The following is an 18,004-nucleotide window of genomic DNA, read 5'->3' on the forward strand; positions in this document are numbered from 1 at the left end:
TTACTCGGATCGACGGGCCTGAAACAGGTTGATGACCGCAGGGATGCGGGGTTCCGTCCCGGTTTGCAGGTTTTGGAACTCGGCGGTGACGTCTTTCTGAATGGCTTGAACGTCCTTCTTGTTCCCGGCGAAATGTGAAATGACCCGAGCAGCCGGTCCCACGCGCGTACACAGTGCCGCTGTATCCTCAACGCCATTAACGCCTTGGAGTTCCAAATGGACTGCGTCGGCCTTCACTTCAGACAACCCGGCCTGAACCATCATTCCTGTGACATGGTCTACGTCGTGAAACGCGAGGGGGCCAGGTGCATAGCGGTCCACGCGCGGAGGCTGTCCCAATCGTTTCACGGCAGCAATATGAGGAACGCGGAACCACGGGTTTACGTCCAAAGGACCCCAAGCCGCAAAAGTCATCTGAGCGCCGGGTTTCAGTGCCTTGGCAATATTGGCAAAGGCAGCCACTGAATCACTGAAGAACATGACGCCGAACCGCGAGATCGCTGCGTCCATGAGGGCGGGTTCAAAGGCAAAGGTCTGCGCGTCAGCGTACTGGAATCGAATGTTGTCCAACCCGTCTTCTGAAGCGCGCGTGGCGGCGCGATCCAGAAAGGGTTGTGAAATATCGGCAGCCAGAACACGCCCGTCCGGCCCAACGCGACGGGCTGCGGCAAGGGTGCTGACACCCGTGCCGCAACCGATATCCAGAACCTGCATTCCTGCAGACAGGTCAGCCCGGCTTAGAACCAGATCCAGGACAGGCGCAAGCACATGGTCCAGTTGATCTTCGTAGGTCAACCATTTGGTGCCGTTCTCAGACTGACCCCAGTATTCTGCCTGTTCTTCGTTTGCTAACGTCATCTGTGCCCCCGTGGTTGGGGCGACTATGACCTCCTGCGGCGACGGCGGCCAGACTTTTCCTCATCTCCGCCGGTGTTGAACGAGGGCGCGGGCAGGGTGACGACCTGCGCCAGTTCCGGGAACGGATCGGTTTTGTGCGGGATCGCGTTTGCGGCCACGAAGTGATCCTGGAACTTGGGCTCGATGGCGGTTTCGACCTTGGTGATCTCGCGAACGACGCGTTCGATCTCGGTCCGGGCACCGATGTTGCACAGCGCGATCCGGGCACCGGTGCCCGCGGCGTTGCCTGCGCTGGACACCTTGTCCAAAGGTGCGTCGGGGATCATGCCCAGAACCATCGCGTGTTTGGTCGAAATATGAGCACCAAACGCCCCGGCCAGAACAACCCGGTCGACCTTGTCGACCTCCATGACGTCCATCAGCAGGCGCGCACCGGCGTAAAGCGCGGATTTGGCCAGTTGGATCGCGCGGATGTCGCCCTGTGTCACCGTGATGCGCGGGCCACCTTCGGCGCTGGCATCGTGGATCAGATAGGCGTTGGTACGGCCTTCCGGGACACAGCGTTCGGTACCGGTTTGTGCGGCCGATCCGATCAGGCCGCTTTCGTCCAGCAGGCCAGCGATGCGCATTTCGGCCACGGCTTCGATAATGCCCGAGCCGCAGATGCCAGTGATGCCGGTGGTGGCGACGTCCTGATCGAAGCCTTCCTCATCGGACCATTTCTCGGACCCGATGATGCGGAAGCGGGGTTCCTTGGTCACAGGGTCGATCTCGATCCGTTCAATGGCACCGGGTGCGGCGCGTTGGCCGGAACTGATCTGGGCACCTTCGAATGCCGGACCGGTGGGTGAGGAACAAGCCAGAACGCGGGTGGTGTTGCCCAGCAGGATTTCCGCGTTGGTGCCCACGTCCACGATCAGCACGAGGTCTTCGGATTTGCCCGGCTCTTCGGACAGCGCAACTGCGGCACAATCCGCACCCACGTGGCCCGCGATACAGGGCAGGATATAGATTTGCGCCCGCGGGTTCATCTTGGTCAGGTCCATTTCGCGCGCGGGCAGGGACATGCTTTCCGAGGTTGCCAGCGCAAATGGTGCTTGCCCCAGCTCGACCGGGTCCAGCCCCAGCAGCAGGTGATGCATGACCGGGTTGCAGACGAAGACCGTCTCGACGATCAGTTCGGCATCGATGCCCGCTTCTTCAGCGATCGAGGTGGTCAGATCATTGATCGCCTCGCGCACGGCCTTGGTCATCTCCTGATCACCGCCGGGGTTCATCATCGCGTAGGACACGCGGCTCATTAGGTCTTCGCCGAACCGGATCTGCGGGTTCATCAGGCCCGAGGATGCCTTGACCTCACCGGTTTCCAGATCGGTCAGGTGCGCCGCGATGGTGGTCGAGCCGAGGTCAATAGCAAGACCGTACAGCCCGCTTTCATGCAGGCCAGGCCAGATTTCGACGATGCGGGCAACAGTATCCTTGTGGCCTTTGTGGACGGCCACGGTGACTTCCCATTTGCCCTTGCGCAGAACGGGCTGCAGCTTGGACATCAGCGACAGATCAGCGGTGACGGCCTCGATATTCCACTGCTGGCGCAGGGCGCGCTCCAGACGCTCCAGATCGCCGGTGGGCGAGTGCATGTCGGGTTCCTCAACCACGACGAAATACAGGCGCGTTGCCGGGTCCATGGTGATAGCGCGCGCAGCGGCGGCCTTGCGGACGACCTGGCGGTGCACCTGGCTTTCGGGCGGTACGTCGATCACGATGTCGCCCTGAACGGTGGCCTGACAACCCAGTCGGCGGCCCGGTTTCAGCCCACGCTTGTCGTCATAGCGCTGCTCAACCGCGTTCCATTCGCTCAGCGCGCCTACGGAAACGGTCACGCCGTGTTTGGGAAACTCGCCATAGCTGGGGGTGATCTGACATTTCGAGCAGATCCCGCGCCCGCCGCAAACCGAATCCAGATCGACGCCCAATTGACGGGCGGCGGTCAGAACCGGGGTGCCAACGGGGAAATGCCCGCGTTTGCCCGAGGGAGTAAAGACAACAAGGGGTTCGGTGGTCATATCTGGCCTGCCTTTTGTATTCGCGCGTATGCCGGGCAAGATATGAGTTTGCGCGCAAAGGGAAAGGGCATTCAGCGGCACGTTTTGTACGGGTTGCGTCGTTTTTTCTCTTGGGATTGGCCCGCAGAAGAAAACTAGTTGAGCTCTGGGGCTTTTCCTTGGGTTAAATCCATGTAATAGGGTCACCGCCAAACGGGCTTTTGCATGGGGTTAGCAGATGCAGATTCGTGAGGCACTTACCTTTGACGATGTTCTCTTGGTTCCGGCGTCCTCGTCGGTGCTGCCGGCGACGGCGGATACAAGCACGCGCGTGACGCGGGCGATCACCATGAACATCCCACTGCTGAGCTCAGCCATGGATACGGTGACCGAGGCGCGCATGGCCATCGCCATGGCTCAGGCGGGCGGCATCGGCGTCATCCACAAGAACCTGACTGTGGAAGAACAATCGCGTGAAGTACGGCGGGTGAAACGGTTCGAATCGGGCATCGTCTACAACCCGGTCACGCTGCGGGCGGATCAGACGCTGGCGGACGCCAAGGCTTTGGTCGAACGCTACAACTTCACCGGTTTCCCCGTGGTCGACGAAGAGGGCCGCGTGGTCGGCATCGTCACCAACCGGGACATGCGCTTTGCAACCTCGGACGATCAACCGATCCGCGCGATGATGACCACTGACAATCTGGCCATGTTGCAGGAACCGGCTGATCTGGAAGAGGCCAAGAGCCTTATGAAGGCGCGCCGGATCGAAAAGCTGCTGGTAGTCGATGGCGCAGGCAAGCTGACCGGTCTGCTGACGCTGAAAGATACCGAACAGGCCGTGCTGAACCCGACAGCTTGCAAGGACCCGCTGGGCCGTTTGCGCGTGGCTGCGGCGACCTCGGTCGGTGATGCCGGGTTTGAGCGTTCGGAACAACTGGTGGATTCCGGAGCCGATATCATTGTCGTTGATACCGCGCACGGTCACTCTCAGGGCGTTCTGGACGCGGTGAAGCGCGTTAAAACCCTGTCGAACGAGGTTCAGATCATCGCCGGTAACGTTGCAACAGGTGATGCCACCAAGGCGCTGATTGATGCCGGCGCGGATGCCATCAAGGTCGGCATCGGGCCGGGCTCGATCTGTACCACGCGTATGGTTGCCGGTGTAGGTGTGCCTCAGCTGACGGCCATTATGGATTGCGCGTCCGCAGCCGGAGATGTACCGGTAATCGCGGACGGTGGCATCAAATTCTCGGGCGATTTCGCCAAAGCGATCGCGGCGGGCGCGTCCTGCGCGATGGTCGGCTCGATGATTGCGGGCACCGACGAAAGCCCGGGCGAGGTAATCCTGTATCAGGGCCGCTCCTTCAAATCCTATCGCGGCATGGGCAGCCTCGGCGCCATGGCGCGCGGCTCGGCGGATCGTTACTTCCAGAAGGATGCCGCCAACGACAAGCTGGTGCCCGAAGGGATCGAAGGGCAGGTGCCGTACAAGGGCTCGGCCAGTGCCGTGGTACACCAATTGGTTGGTGGTCTTCGCGCCGCGATGGGCTACACCGGCTGTGCAACGGTTGAAGACATGCGCAAGAACTGCAACTTCGTCAAAATCACTGGCGCGGGCCTGAAAGAGAGCCATGTGCATGACGTTCAGATTACACGTGAGAGCCCGAACTACCGGGTGATGTAACCCCAGCATTCAAGGATCACGGCGCCCGCAGTAGGGCGCCGTTTTGCATTTGTGGCTTGGGCAAAAGCCACTTTACCAGCATCGGAAGACAGCATGACTCCGGCCGCACGTATTCAGGCTTCGATCGAAATCCTTGATGAGATTCTCTCGGGCGCGCCCGTCGAGAAATCTCTGACCAACTGGGCTCGCCGCAGCCGGTTTGCCGGTTCCAAGGATCGGGCTGCGGTCCGCGATCATGTATTCACTGCATTGCGGTGCAAACGATCCTTTGCAGCGCTCGGTGGGGCCGAGACCGGGCGTGGTTTGATGATCGGTGCCGTGCGCGCATCCGGTGCGCCGATAGAGGATGTGTTCTCGGGATTCCGTCACGCCCCCGAGGTATTGGCCGAAACCGAAGTCGGACGTGATTTCGTCTCCGAGGCCGAGCAGTACGATATCCCTGATTGGCTTTGGCATAGGTTCGAGTCCTCGCTAGGGGACCAGGCGATGCCGGTTGCGCAAGCCCTGCAAAGCCGTGCGCCTGTGCACCTGCGAGTCAACCTGATCAAGGCGGATGCGTCCAAGGCGATCGCTGCGTTGGCCACGGATGGGATTATCGCCACGGCGCATCCGGCTTGTAAAACGGCGTTGGAGGTCACCGAAGGCGCGCGCAAGATCGCACTAAGCCGGGCTTACGTGGATGGACTGGTCGAGCTTCAGGACGCGGCCAGCCAGGCGGTAGTCGCAGCGTTGGATTTGCGTCCGGGTATGCGGGTGTTGGATTATTGCGCAGGTGGCGGCGGTAAATCTTTGGCCCTGGCCGCGCAAGAAGGGGTGTCGGTTTTTGCCCATGACGTGAATGCCGCACGAATGCGGGATATTCCGTTGCGGGCGGACCGGGCCGGTGTGCGGGTGGAGATTCTGACGACCCAGGATCTTGCGCAACAGACCCCATTCGACGTGATCCTTGCGGACGCACCGTGTTCCGGCAGTGGGTCGTGGCGGCGGGCTCCGGCGGGGAAATGGGCGCTGACCGAAAGTCGCCTGCAGGAACTGATGGGTATTCAGGTCTCCATTCTGGACCAACTGGCGCCGATGACCGCGCCGGGTGGTGTTCTGGCCTACGCGACCTGCTCAATGCTGGACGACGAAAACGGGGAAGTTGTCGACGGCTTCTTGCGAACACATCCGGACTGGTCCGAGAAATTTCGGAAAACGTGGCTTGTCTCCCACGGCACGGACGGTTTCTTCACATCACACTTGACGCGATAGCGCATCAGGTCATAGCAACTCAAAGGAGAGTTCCCGGTTTCTTTTAAGCGGGCATTAACCTTATTTGGGCTGACTGCGTGAAAGCCCACTGATCTGAGTTGTTTATGACTGATACAACGGAAACTTTCTCTGATCCGTCCTTTCAAAACGCCCCGTCCGGATTGCGACTGGCCCCATTGGTCGTCATCGGCGCACTGCTGAGCCTTGCGCCCGTTGTGGGTCTTGTGCCGCAGCTTTGGCACACCGGTTTTGTCGTCGCGGGTGTATCGCTGCTGGCGGCGAGTTTCCTGGTGGTGCTTCGCGGAAAGATCGTGGACCATCTGGCGCAGCAGGCGGTGGAGACCATGGCGGTTTTCGCCGAGCAGGATTTGTTTCCCTGCATGATCGCAAACGCTCAGGGTGATATTCTGGCGGCCAATTCCGAGGCGCGAAACAAGTTTCAGGCCTTTCCGGGCGTACGATTGGAGCACTGCCTGAAGTCCATGTTTGCGAATCCTGCGGCAGTCCTGTTGCGTCTGCAGTCGAAAGCCGAGATTTTTGGCAAAGCGCGCGAAGACATCGTGACCGTCGGATCGACCATTCCAGTTTCGGTTTTCGACGTCGGCAACGGTCTGTATTGCTGGCGATTTCATCTGGACACCCCGGGACAGTGGGACGAAGTTGCCGTTCCGGTACTGACCGAAGGTCGCAACGGCACATTGCTGCGGGTCAATGTTGCGGCGGCTCATTTGCTGGGGCACAGGCCGGACAGGCTTCAACAGGTCCTTTCTGCCGACCCGGGCCAGCAGGGCGACATCCTGCAGGTTCAGACGGCAAATGGAACCGTCTCTGCCGCCGTGTGCGAGCTTAACCGGTCCGGCACCGTGCGCAACCTGCTCGTGCTGCCGACAGAGGCGGTGGGTCAGGCCAACAGCGGGACTTCCTTTGCCGATTTGCCGGTTCCCATCGTGCGCCTTGCACCCGATGGGCGGATTTTGGAGGCTAACCGACTGGCCGTGAAGCTGATCGGGGATATCGCGCCCGGCGAAACCAATGCGGACCAGATCATGCACGGGCTTGGCTATCCGGTATTGGACTGGTTAGTCCGCACGGCCGCCCAGGAACCGGCAATGCGGTCCGAGTTCCTGCGCCTGACCCGGCAGGACAAAGAGGTGTTCGTTCAGGTCACGCTGAACCGCGTGGTGAATGATGGGCAGGTTCAACTGATTGCGGTACTGAACGACGCCACTGAGCTTAAGACGCTTGAAGCGCAGTTTGTTCAGGGGCAAAAAATGCAGGCAGTCGGGCAACTGGCCGGCGGCGTTGCCCATGACTTCAACAACCTGCTGACGGCGATATCGGGGCATTGCGATCTGCTGCTGTTGCGGCATGACCAGAATGACCCGAACTATGGGGACCTCGTACAGATCAACCAGAACGCCAACAGGGCGGCCGCTCTGGTCAGTCAGTTGCTGGCTTTTTCGCGGAAACAGACGCTGCAGCCCGAGGTGCTGGATCTGCGGGATACGATCTCGGACCTGATCCACCTGCTGAACCGGCTGGTGGGCGAGAAAGTCCGCCTGATCCTCAGCCACGATCCGGTTCTGAAACCTGTGCGGGCTGACAAACGGCAGCTTGAGCAGGTGCTTATGAACCTCGTTGTGAATGCGCGTGATGCCATGCCCGATGGCGGCGAAGTGCGGATCGAGACCGAGGTTGTGGTGCTGAACGAATCCCTCGCGCGCGACCGGGCGACGGTGCAGCCGGGCGAATATGTCACCGTCAAGGTGATCGACAGCGGCGTCGGCATTCCTGCGGACAAGCTGCAGAAGGTGTTCGAACCGTTTTATACCACCAAACGCACCGGGGAAGGCACCGGTCTGGGTTTGTCGACGGTGTATGGCATCGTCAAGCAGACGGGCGGATTCATTTTTGTCGACAGCCTTCAGGGGCACGGGACGGAATTCATCGTCTACCTGCCTGTCTCAGTTGCCACGCCTGAAGCCCAACCCGACGTGATACCCGCCGCCGATACGCAAACCGCGCGTCAGGGCGAAGGGGTTGTTCTGTTGGTCGAAGACGAGGCGCCGGTTCGCGCCTTCGCGACACGTGCGCTGCGGTTGAAGGGCTATACCGTGCTCGAGGCCGAGTCGGCCGAAGAGGCGCTGCGCCTGCTGGAAGACGGCGCGCTGAATGTCGATGTCTTTGTCACCGATGTGGTCATGCCCGGCGTGGACGGGCCGACCTGGGTTCGCAAAGCGATGGAGACGCGGCCGGATACAAGGGTGATCTTCATGTCCGGCTATACCGAAGGCGCGTTCGGAGATTCCGGTCCCGAGATCGCGAATTCCACCTTCCTGCCCAAGCCGTTCTCGCTGAATCAACTGACCGAGGCGGTGTTTCAGCAAATCAACTAAAGCGCTGCGTCATGACAGGCGAACTCGGCCGCGTGCCGCTTGTGGAATTTGCGTTCCGTCTCGGGCGACAGCAGCAGTTCGCGATGGGGTGAGACGTTTTCCTGTTTCAGGTCGATCTGCATGTTCAGCCGGTCCTGCAGGAAATTCAGGATCTTGTCCTGGTTTTCATACTTAAAGACGTAGCTGGCGCCAAAACCGTTGCTCCGGGTGCGGAAGAACTGGCTCTGGCTGCCGACATCAGCAAATTCGGGGCGGGGGCTTTGCATATAGGCTTGCACGAAATCATCAAAGCTCAGGTTGCGGGTGGAATGCGGATGCCCAATCCGATCATCCCGGCTACGGAACTTGTACCAGCTGCCCAACCAATCGATCGGTTCGCGCACGACCGCCATGATCTCCATTTCGGTGTCGTACATTTTCCGAAAGATGTTCTGAAAAAAGCGGTCATAGCGCCGCACGGGGGCGTGTTTCAGCTCTGGCGGACCCGTCACGACAAAGTCGGCGCGGTCGCGCAGGGCGGTGTGATATGCCGTGCTGCCTGTTTTGGGAACGGCCAGAAACGCAAGGCGTTCCTTATAGAAAACAAGCATTTAGTCGCCCTTTGCCAATCTTTGTTACTGTCGCAGATTGGCGTAAACGACTCTTTAACACAATTGCTGAACAGTAAGTATTGTAAGTTTTAGTTGAAATGTTCTCTTTTTGGTCCCATAAGGAACAAGAGGCGAACAAAGCAGCGATTGCCGCCCGTTCAAGGGTGTGACAAAAGGGAAGGCGACAGGACAATGGCGGATCTTCTGACGATGAGCGACAAGAAAAACGCAGACAAGCAAAAGGCGCTCGACAGCGCATTGGCGCAGATTGAACGGCAGTTCGGCAAGGGCTCGATCATGAAGCTGGGCGAGGACGCCAAGCAGGATATCGACGCAAGCTCGACCGGCTCTTTGGGTCTGGACATTGCGCTGGGGATAGGCGGTCTGCCGATGGGCCGGATTGTTGAGATTTACGGACCGGAAAGCTCGGGTAAGACGACGCTGACGCTGCACTGTATTGCAGAGCAGCAGAAACGCGGTGGTGTATGTGCGTTCGTTGACGCGGAACACGCGCTGGACCCGCAGTATGCCCGCAAGCTGGGCGTAGATCTGGATGAGTTGCTGATCTCGCAGCCCGACACCGGCGAACAAGCGCTGGAGATCACCGACACGCTGGTGCGGTCGGGTGCAGTGAACATGGTCGTGGTCGACTCGGTGGCGGCGCTGACGCCGAAATCCGAGCTGGAAGGCGACATGGGCGACAGCAATGTCGGTGTGCAAGCCCGTCTGATGAGCCAGGCGATGCGCAAACTGACCGGCTCAATCAGTCGTTCGAACTGCATGGTTATCTTCATCAACCAGATTCGGATGAAAATCGGCGTGATGTTCGGCAGCCCGGAAACCACGACCGGTGGTAATGCGCTGAAATTCTACAGCTCGGTCCGTCTGGATATCCGCCGGATCGGCGCGATCAAAGATCGGGACGAGGTGGTCGGCAACCAGACCCGCGTCAAGGTCGTCAAGAACAAGGTGGCACCGCCGTTCAAGCAGGTGGAATTTGACATCATGTATGGCGAAGGCATCAGCAAGATGGGCGAGTTGCTGGATCTGGGCGTCAAGGCCGGTGTGGTCGAGAAGTCGGGCTCGTGGTTCAGCTATGGTGACGAACGGATCGGGCAGGGGCGGGAGAACGCCAAGCAATACCTGCGCGACAACAGTCGTGCTGCGCTGGAGATCGAAGACAAGATTCGTGCCGCGCACGGTCTGGAGTTCGACATGCCGCCGGGTGCTGCCGAGGATGATGATATCCTCGAAGCCTAACGGGTACTGAGAATTTCTCATGCAAGGCGGTCCGCTGGGCCGCCTTGTTTCGTTCGGCGCCTCCAATGCTGTGGACTATCCGCAGGGACGGCGATAAACCCGTTTCAACACAATATGATTGCGCGCTGAGAGAAGCTTATGCCCACGCTGAACGATATCCGATCGACCTTTCTGAACTACTTTGCCAAACAGGGGCATGAGGTGGTGGCGTCCAGCCCTCTGGTCCCGCGCAATGATCCGACGCTGATGTTCGTGAACTCGGGCATGGTGCAGTTCAAAAACCTGTTTACCGGCGTGGAAACCCGCGATTATCAGCGTGCGACCACGGCGCAGAAATGTGTGCGCGCCGGAGGTAAACACAACGACCTGGACAATGTCGGATACACCGCGCGGCATCATACGTTCTTTGAGATGCTGGGGAATTTCTCATTCGGAAATTACTTCAAGCAAGACGCGATCCCCTTTGCGTGGGAACTGATCACCAAGGAATTCGGCATCGACAAGAGCCGTCTGCTGACCACGGTGTATCACACTGATGATGAGGCGTTTGAGATCTGGAAAAAAGTCGGCGTTCCCGAAGACCGGATCATCCGCATCGCGACCAATGACAATTTCTGGCAAATGGGTCCGACCGGCCCGTGCGGGCCGTGCACCGAGATTTTCTATGACCACGGCGATCACATCTGGGGTGGCCCTCCGGGTTCGGCCGAGGAAGATGGCGACCGGTTCATCGAAATCTGGAATATCGTTTTCATGCAGAACGAACAGTTCGAGGACGGCTCGATGGTCGAACTCGACATGCAGTCGATCGACACCGGCATGGGGCTGGAGCGGATTGGCGCGCTGCTACAGGGTAGCCATGACAATTATGACACCGATCTGTTCAAGACGCTGATCGAGGCGTCGGCGGATGCGACCGGGGTTGATCCTTACGGGGACCAAAACGTCCACCATCGGGTGATTGCGGACCACCTGCGTTCGACCTCGTTCCTGATTGCGGACGGGGTAATGCCCAGCAATGACGGTCGCGGTTACGTCCTGCGTCGGATCATGCGCCGGGCTATGCGACACGCGCATCTGTTGGGGGCGAAAGATCCGGTCATGCACCGTCTGGTGCCGACGCTGGTGCAATTGATGGGCGCGCAGTATTCCGAACTGGGCCAGGCGCAGCCGCTGATCGAAGAAACGTTGTTGCTGGAAGAAACACGCTTCAAGCAGACCTTGGATCGCGGCTTGAAGCTGTTGGATGACGAGGTTGCGGACCTGTCCGAAGGTGCGGCTCTGTCTGGTGATGCGGCGTTCAAGCTGTATGACACTTACGGTTTCCCGCTGGACTTGACGCAGGACGCGCTGCGCGAGAAAGGCCTGACGGTAGATACAGATGGTTTCGATGCTGCCATGGCCGAGCAAAAGGCCAAGGCCCGCGCTGCATGGGCCGGGTCGGGCGAGGCCGCGGATCAGGCCATTTGGTTCGACGTACTGGATCAGGCCGGGGCCACGGATTTCCTTGGCTACGATACCGAGAAAGCCGAAGGGCAGGTGGCCGCACTGGTTGTTGACGGTGTACTGGTTGACAAGATCGAACAAGGTGGCACCGGCTGGGTTATCGTCAATCAAACGCCATTTTACGGCGAAGCCGGTGGTCAGGTCGGCGATACTGGTGAAATCCGGCGTCTCGAGAACATGCAGGATGTGTCGCGGATTGAAGACACGCGCAAGTTTGCCGAAGGCAAGGTCTATGCGCATCGGGTGACGGTCAGCCAGGGTGCCTTGTCAAAAGGCGACTCGGTTGAGCTTGCAGTCGATCACGCGCGCCGCACGGCGATCCGGGCCAACCACTCGGCCACGCACCTGCTGCATGAGGCGCTGCGCGAAACGCTGGGTGATCACGTGGCGCAACGCGGGTCACTGAACGCGTCGGACCGGCTGCGGTTCGACTTCAGCCACTCCAAAGCGCTGAGCCCAGAGGAAATCCAGAAGGTCGAACGCGATGTGAATGACTTCATCCGCCAGAACTCGACCGTTGAGACCCGGATCATGACGCCGGACGATGCGCGTGAACTGGGTGCTCAGGCGCTGTTCGGTGAGAAATACGGCGACGAGGTTCGCGTTGTGTCGATGGGCAAGGCCCCGACCGGTAAAGGACATGACGGCGAAACTTGGTCGATCGAACTGTGCGGTGGGACCCACGTGCGTCAAACCGGAGATATCGGCACCTTTTTCGTGCTGGGTGACAGCGCCAGCAGTGCGGGCGTACGCCGGATCGAAGCGCTGACCGGGGATGAGGCTTTCCGCCATCTTTCGGCACAAGATCAACGGCTTGGAAAGATTGCGGCCGAATTGAAGGCGCAGCCTGATGATGTGGTCAACCGGGTCAAGTCACTGCTGGATGAGCGCAAGGCCTTGCAGAACGAAGTTGCTCAGCTGCGCCGTGATCTGGCGATGGCGGGCGGCTCGGGGCAGGGCGGAGCCGAGGCCCGCGACGTGAACGGAGTACCCTTCCTGGCCCAGGCGTTGAGCGGTGTTTCGGGCAAGGATCTACCTGCGTTGATCGACGAACACAAAAGCCGGATGGGCACGGGCGCGGTGCTGCTGATTGCGGATGCCGGTGGCAAGGCTGCCGTTGCGGCCGGTGTGACCTCGGACCTGACGGACAAGGTTTCGGCCGTTGATCTGGTTCGGGCCGCAGTGGTCGAACTGGGTGGAAAAGGCGGTGGCGGACGCCCCGATATGGCGCAGGGCGGTGGCCGTGACGCCTCGAATTCCGATGCGGCGATCAAAGCCGCTGAGCAAGTATTGGGAGGATAACATGCCCGCACTCTGGATTGCCCATGTCACCGTGACTGACGCCGAGGCCTATGGAAAATACGCCGAGTTGGCGGGCCCTGCCATTGCCAAGCACGGGGGTGAGTTCATCGCCCGTGCCGCGCGTTATGTACAGCTTGAAGGCAAAGAGCGGCCTCGCAATGTGGTTGCCCGGTTCCCTTCAGTCGAGGCTGCGGTGGAGTGCTACGAATCCCCCGAATATCAGGCTGCGTTGGACCACGCCCGCGGCGCCAGCGAGCGTGAATTGGTCGTTGTCGAGATCACCGACTAGAATCACCTCGGCAAACTTGTGCCAAATTCTGATCGGCTGGGCGGATTTCAGCCAACGCGTAAATTAGGCGGTCTGAGTGGCCGCCTTTTCGTTTTCCAATCAGTTTCCAGTTAAGTCTTTCAAATGCTTATCGCCGATGTCGGGTGAAAAGTTTATGTTAGGTCACCCTAAGATTGTGGCGAGATTCCCTCAATTCTTGCCTGAAATGGTCAAAATTCGGAACGAATTTCCGCCTCTATTTGCTTGCAACCTCAGCACAGATTGCGCACACGGCCCCATGCACTGATAGTTAGCAAAACAATCTATGGTCCCGTTGTTCGCAATCGCATGGGTGAATTTGGATTGAGGAACAGGCATGAAACCGTTGAGCACTGAATTCAGAGCCGTTATTGCGCGGTTGACCTCATCTATGGGGCGATTGTTCGCAGTCGCCGTGCTGGCATCAAGCGCTTTTGCCGCGGGCACCGCTGTAGAAGCACGCGAAGGCAGCTTTCTCAAAATCGTCGCGGCGTCGCCGCCGCCTTCGGGCGCCCGTCAATTGTGCCGTCAGTACAGTTGGGCCTGTTCCGGTAAGGCGTCTGCGCCCATGTCCAGCCAGCAGGAAATGAAGATAATCCGGCGGGTCAATCGTCAGGTCAACGCAACCACACGTTCTGTGACGGATTTTTCACAATACCGGACCGCTGAAAGATGGGCGCTACCGACGTCTCGGGGTGGGGATTGTGAAGATTTCGCGCTGCTGAAGAAACGGGACCTCATTCGCGCCGGGGTCGATCCCAGCAAATTGCTTATCGCGACGGTGTTGGACACGCAGCGGAATGCACATGCAGTGCTCGTTTACCGCTCGGCAAGTGGTGATCTGGTTTTGGATAACCTGACAGATCAGATCAAGCCATGGTCGGCAACGCGTTATTTGTTTCTTCGGATGCAAAACCCGCGGAAACCCAGTGGTTGGGTTGGGGTTTACAGCCGCAGTTAATACATCTCCTGCTACCTTCTCGGCTTATTGAGGCATATGGAAGGGCGACGCGAGGGCCGCCCTTTTCATTTTCAAAGCTTTGTTTTTCGGATTCGGCTGCGCTACATATTGATTTATGACGCGAGCCCGCAGCGTTTTAATTAGAAAACCCCGCCGCTGCCAGCGCCTCCGGAATTACCACCGCCGTCACCGCCGCCAGTACCGGCGCCACCGGTGTTGCCGCCGCTGCCGCTGTCGTTGTTGCCGCCGTTGCCGTCACCGGTGTTGCCGCTGTCGCCGTTATTGCCGCCGTTGCCGCTGCCTTCGTTGCCACCGCTGCCGTTGTTGCCGCCGTTGCCGTCGCCGTCGTTACCGCCGTTGCCGTTATTGCCGCCATTGCCGTCGCCTTCGTTGCCACCGCTGCCGTTATTACCGCCGTTGCCGTCACCGTTGTTACCGCCGTCGCCGTTATTACCGCCGTTGCCGTTGCCGTCGCCGTTGTTGCCGCTGCCGTTGCTACCGCCGTCGCCGTTGTTGCCGACGTCGTCACCGCCGTTGTTGCTGTCGTCGCCACCGTCGTCACCGACGTTGTTGCCATCATCGCCACCGTCGTTGCCGTTGTCATTGCCTGTGGAAGATGGGTTACCATCGTCGCCGCTAGATGTACCTGCGAGACCGGAGTCAGAATCCTCACCATCACGCGCCGATGCTGCCACAGTCGCTGTTGTCGGGTCAGTCAGAACTGCAGCAAATGCTGGACAGCTTTCCAGAGTTCGCGCCAGGATATCTTCGAAATCAGCCCGTCGCTGAATGTAGCGCAACATCCTCGTATCGACGACCGTACAGGCGCACAAAGTATCAGTCGACACGGAGTGCCGAGCTGTTTTGATATTACATCTTTCTGCTAGTGCCGCACTGGCTGTGATCAGTGGGAATGTCGCTGAAACAAATACAATAGACAATAGTCGAGACTTCACGCGCATGGCGCCACTCCTTCAAAACTCGTTAAACACTCGCCGCACAAACTGCGGTGACACATGGCTCATGTAATACTATCGCGCCACACTTATTCCTTAATTACATCCGTTTTTGGTCACAATTTCAAGGGGAGCATGTATGGAATGGAATTGAGTTATACACCCTAAAGTTGAAAATAACCAAAAAACAAAAAGTAAGCCCGCCAGTTTGGCGGGCTTTTCGGTAATTTATGGGGCCGCTACGGATGAAAAACCGCCGTCGCTGTAGTATTGTTTCACAAATGTGAACAACAAGACTGTCAACCTTAGGCAGACTTTGCCATGCGTTTACGCTCGTGCGGATCCAGAAAGCGTTTGCGCAGGCGAACGGCGTTTGGGGTAACCTCGACCAGTTCGTCATCGTCGATATAGGCGATGGCTTCTTCCAGTGAAAACTGTACATGGGGAGTCAGCCGTACCGCGTCGTCAGATCCGCTGGCGCGCACATTGGTCAGCTTTTTACCTTTGAGCGGGTTCACTTCCAGATCGTTGTCGCGCGAATGCTCACCGATCACCATGCCTTGATACACATCGGTTTGGGGACCAACGAACATGCGGCCACGCTCTTCGAGGTTCCACAGGGCATAGGCAACGGCCTGACCATTTTCCATCGAGATCAGTACGCCTGCGCGACGGCCCGGGATCGGGCCTTTGTGGGCTGCCCAGCCATGGAACACACGGTTCAGCACGCCGGTGCCGCGTGTGTCGGTCAGAAACTCGCCATGGTATCCGATCAGGCCGCGTGACGGCACATGCGCGATGATCCGGGTTTTGCCTGCGCCGGCGGGGCGCATTTCGACCAGTTCGCCTTTGCGCGCACCGGTGACCTTTTCAATCACCGCGCCCGAAAACTCGTCGTCCACATCGATGGTAACCTCTTCGATGGGCTCCATACGCTGGCCGTCTTCGTCCCGGAACAGAACTTGCGGACGCGAGATGCTGAGCTCGAAACCTTCGCGGCGCATGTTCTCGATCAGAACACCCATCTGCAATTCGCCACGACCGGCAACCTCGAAGGCTTCGCCGCCGGGGGTGTCGGTGATGCGGATAGCGACGTTCGATTCCGCCTCTTTCATCAGACGATCACGGATGACGCGAGACTGAACTTTTTTGCCGTCCCGTCCAGCCAGAGGAGAATCGTTGATGCCGAAGGTCACAGTGATGGTCGGCGGGTCGATTGGCTGGGCGGGCAGCGCCTCTTCGACCTGCGGCGAGACCAGCGAGTCGGCCACGGTGGCCTTGCTCATGCCTGCGATGGTGACGATGTCACCGGCTTCGGCCACGTCGATGGGCTGTTGCGCCAGGCCGCGGAAGGCCAGGATTTTCGAAGCGCGGAAGTTCTCGATCAGCGTGCCGTCACGCGACAGCGCCTTAAGGCTGTCACCGGCTTTCAGCGTGCCGCTTTCCACACGACCGGTCAGGATGCGGCCGATGAACGGGTCGCTGCCCAGTGTGGTGGCCAGCATCCGGAAGGGCTCGTCTTTTTTGTCTGCCTGTTTGGGGGCAGGGACGTGGTCGACGATCAGGTCGAACAGGGCGGTCAGGTCCTTGCGGGGACCGTCCAGCTCTATGTCGGCCCAGCCCGAACGGCCCGAGGCGTACATGGCAGGGAAATCCAACTGATCGTCATCGGCGCCAAGGTTGGCGAACAGGTCGAAACATTCGTCCAGTGCGCGGTCAGGCTCAGCATCCGGCTTGTCGACTTTGTTTAGGACCACGATGGGGCGCAGACCCAGAGCCAGCGCTTTGGAGGTCACGAACTTGGTCTGCGGCATCGGGCCTTCGGCAGCGTCGACCAGCAGGACAACGCCGTCGACCATGCTAAGGATCCGCTCGACCTCACCGCCGAAATCAGCGTGGCCGGGGGTGTCGACGATGTTGATCCGCGTGCCTTTCCACTCGACCGAAGTGGCCTTGGCGAGGATGGTGATCCCGCGCTCGCGTTCGAGGTCGTTGCTGTCCATGGCACGCTCGGCCACGGCTTGATTTTCCCGGAACGCGCCGGATTGTTTGAGCAGCTCATCCACCAGGGTCGTCTTACCGTGGTCCACGTGAGCGATGATTGCGATATTGCGCAGGTCCATGAGAGGTCAGCCTTTGAACGGGAAGTTGCCGCGCGCATAACGCGGCGCGACAAAATATACCAGCCCTAACCGAAAATCAGTGCCCTGCCGTCTTGGAAAACAGGTGAATGATCAGGATTCCGGTAAGAATCATCACAAGGCCGATGACCGCTGGCCAGTCCAGTCTCTGCCCAAAGACGATAAAGCCGATGATCGCGATGAAAACGATGCCAAGGCCGGACCAGATCGCGTAGACGATCCCGACAGGCATGAATTTCAGCGTCAGACCCAGCAGATAGAAAGCAATTCCATAGCTGACCACGACCAGCACAGATGGCCAGAGACGGCTGAACTGCTGACTGGCTTGCAGGGCCGTCGTACCAATGGTCTCGGCGATGACCGCCAGAAACAGGATCAGATAAGCGTGGGGCACGGTGAGGTTCTCGACAGAAGTTTTGCGAGGTTGAGCACGAAATCAGCCGGGCGAGCAAGAGAAATTTCGGCCTGAATGCCCGCCCGAAGGCGCCACTCAGTCTTGAGTGCCTGTCGTAGGGTCAGGATAACCTGACTGTTTTTGCACGATACTCTGTGATAAAAAGCTTTTGTTTTTAAAGGTTTTTGTTTTGTGAGTGTTTTTTATGACGAAATTCGCGAGATATATTGTCATTGTTTCAGCGCTGATTGTGGCGCTTGGGTGGCTTGCTGGCGGGGGGTCCGTCGACAAAAACGCGGTCAATTTTGTTGAACGGTTAGATAGTATTCAGGTTTGAGCGCCTGCTGAAA

13 protein-coding genes are annotated in these 18,004 nt (G+C 59.0%); 7 read left to right on the forward strand and 6 right to left on the reverse strand.

Annotated elements, in window-relative coordinates:
• Both ACR0KW_RS00590 and ACR0KW_RS00595 read right to left on the reverse strand, forming a co-directional pair.
• Entirely contained in the window at nt 1-858 is an 858-nt protein-coding gene (locus ACR0KW_RS00590) for a class I SAM-dependent methyltransferase (protein WP_480803283.1), read from the reverse strand.
• A 23-nt stretch (nt 859-881) separates the two neighbouring features.
• Nucleotides 882-2,924, reverse strand: coding sequence for an ASKHA domain-containing protein (locus ACR0KW_RS00595; protein ID WP_480803284.1), 2,043 nt, complete (start codon nt 2,922-2,924; stop codon nt 882-884).
• Between the two features lie 217 nt (nt 2,925-3,141).
• Between ACR0KW_RS00595 and guaB the strand changes: the two genes are divergently transcribed.
• From guaB to ACR0KW_RS00610, 3 genes are all read left to right on the forward strand, one after another.
• A complete protein-coding gene (gene guaB / locus ACR0KW_RS00600) occupies nt 3,142-4,590 on the forward strand; it encodes an IMP dehydrogenase (protein WP_475209296.1) in 1,449 nt (482 codons plus the stop codon).
• A gap of 93 nt (nt 4,591-4,683) precedes the next feature.
• Nucleotides 4,684-5,841, forward strand: a complete 1,158-nt coding sequence (locus tag ACR0KW_RS00605; RefSeq protein WP_480803285.1) for an RsmB/NOP family class I SAM-dependent RNA methyltransferase — start codon at nt 4,684-4,686, stop codon at nt 5,839-5,841.
• A gap of 104 nt (nt 5,842-5,945) precedes the next feature.
• A complete protein-coding gene (locus tag ACR0KW_RS00610; protein WP_480803286.1) occupies nt 5,946-8,237 on the forward strand; it encodes a hybrid sensor histidine kinase/response regulator in 2,292 nt (763 codons plus the stop codon).
• Here ACR0KW_RS00610 and ACR0KW_RS00615 read toward each other — a convergent pair.
• Nucleotides 8,234-8,827: a gamma-glutamyl kinase gene (locus ACR0KW_RS00615; RefSeq protein ID WP_480803287.1), complete on the reverse strand. Its 594-nt coding sequence runs from the start codon at nt 8,825-8,827 to the stop codon at nt 8,234-8,236. The genes ACR0KW_RS00610 and ACR0KW_RS00615 overlap by 4 nt on opposite strands.
• A gap of 192 nt (nt 8,828-9,019) precedes the next feature.
• Between ACR0KW_RS00615 and recA the strand changes: the two genes are divergently transcribed.
• From recA to ACR0KW_RS00635, 4 genes are all read left to right on the forward strand, one after another.
• On the forward strand, nt 9,020-10,087 hold the full coding sequence (gene recA / locus ACR0KW_RS00620) for a recombinase RecA (protein WP_170324960.1): 1,068 nt from the start codon (nt 9,020-9,022) through the stop codon (nt 10,085-10,087).
• 138 nt (nt 10,088-10,225) lie between these two features.
• A complete protein-coding gene (alaS, locus tag ACR0KW_RS00625; protein ID WP_480803288.1) occupies nt 10,226-12,895 on the forward strand; it encodes an alanine--tRNA ligase in 2,670 nt (889 codons plus the stop codon).
• Nucleotide 12,896: 1 nt separating this feature from the next.
• Entirely contained in the window at nt 12,897-13,184 is a 288-nt protein-coding gene (locus ACR0KW_RS00630) for a DUF1330 domain-containing protein (RefSeq protein ID WP_170324958.1), read from the forward strand.
• Between the two features lie 355 nt (nt 13,185-13,539).
• Nucleotides 13,540-14,163 carry a transglutaminase-like cysteine peptidase gene (locus tag ACR0KW_RS00635; RefSeq protein ID WP_480803289.1) on the forward strand — a complete coding sequence of 208 codons (624 nt, stop codon included), beginning with the start codon at nt 13,540-13,542 and terminating at the stop codon, nt 14,161-14,163.
• A 140-nt stretch (nt 14,164-14,303) separates the two neighbouring features.
• On the opposite strand, the gene ACR0KW_RS00640 is transcribed toward ACR0KW_RS00635, so the two are convergent.
• The 3 genes from ACR0KW_RS00640 to ACR0KW_RS00650 form a co-directional block, all read right to left on the reverse strand.
• The gene (locus tag ACR0KW_RS00640) at nt 14,304-14,966 is read right to left on the reverse strand and encodes a hypothetical protein (protein ID WP_480803290.1); all 663 of its coding nucleotides are present in this window, start codon (nt 14,964-14,966) and stop codon (nt 14,304-14,306) included.
• 458 nt (nt 14,967-15,424) lie between these two features.
• Nucleotides 15,425-17,242: a translational GTPase TypA gene (gene typA / locus ACR0KW_RS00645; RefSeq protein WP_480803291.1), complete on the reverse strand. Its 1,818-nt coding sequence runs from the start codon at nt 17,240-17,242 to the stop codon at nt 15,425-15,427.
• A 76-nt stretch (nt 17,243-17,318) separates the two neighbouring features.
• Nucleotides 17,319-17,654 carry a DMT family transporter gene (locus ACR0KW_RS00650; RefSeq protein WP_480803292.1) on the reverse strand — a complete coding sequence of 112 codons (336 nt, stop codon included), beginning with the start codon at nt 17,652-17,654 and terminating at the stop codon, nt 17,319-17,321.
• Nucleotides 17,655-18,004 lie beyond the last annotated feature (350 nt).

The organism is Ruegeria sp. CG11 (assembly GCF_056537245.1).